The sequence below is a fragment of the Neisseria sp. P0021.S006 genome (genome assembly GCF_051956895.1).
In genome coordinates this window covers 1-968 of the sequence record NZ_JBQCWZ010000508.1, presented here as the reverse complement: position 1 = coordinate 968, position 968 = coordinate 1, and the positions used below count along the sequence as shown (strand labels likewise).

The following is a 968-nucleotide window of genomic DNA, read 5'->3' as shown; positions in this document are numbered from 1 at the left end:
CCACTACACCTACGTTTTCATGGGCGACGGCTGCATGATGGAAGGCGTATCGCATGAAGCCTGCTCGCTTGCCGGTACTTTGGGCTTGGGCAAACTGATTGTTTTATATGATGACAACAATATTTCCATCGATGGTAAAGTGGACGGTTGGTTTACCGAAAATATTCCGCAACGCTTTGAAAGCTACGGCTGGCATGTGATTCCAAATGTAAACGGTCATGACACTGATGCCATTCAGACGGCCATTGAAGCGGCCAAAGCCGAAACCGGCAAACCTTCCCTGATTTGCTGCAAAACCTTAATCGGTAAAGGCAGTGCCAACAAAGAAGGCAGTCACAAAACCCACGGTGCGCCTTTGGGTGCGGATGAGATCGAAGCCACGCGCAAACATTTGGGTTGGGCTTATCCTGCGTTTGAAATCCCTCAAGAAATCTATGCAGCATGGGATGCAAAAGAAAAAGGCGCGAAACTTGAGGCCGAATGGAACGAACTCTTCGCTCAATATCAAGCCAAATATCCTGCCGAAGCTGCAGAATTCGTGCGCCGCATGGATAAAAAACTGCCTGAAAATTTCGATGCTTACGTTCAAGCCGCATTGAAAGAAGTGTGTGCCAAAGCAGAAACCATCGCGACCCGTAAAGCCAGCCAAAACAGCATCGAAATCTTGGCAAAAGAGCTGCCTGAATTGGTGGGCGGTTCTGCCGACTTGACCCCGTCCAACCTGACTGACTGGTCAAACAGCGTTTCCGTTACCCGCGAACACGGCGGCAACTATATTCACTACGGCGTGCGTGAATTCGGTATGGGCGCGGTGATGAATGGCCTTACCCTGCATGGCGGTGTTAAACCATTCGGCGCGACTTTCCTGATGTTCAGCGAATACGAGCGTAACGCCTTACGTATGGCTTCGCTGATGAAAATCAACCCTGTATTTGTGTTCACCCACGATTCCATCGGTTTGGGCGAAG

At 50.1% G+C, this 968-nt stretch carries 1 pseudogene; it reads left to right on the top strand.

The features are described 5' to 3' along the window. Window positions 1-968: pseudogene (locus ACTHUM_RS15320) on the top strand (transketolase); the annotation flags it as partial.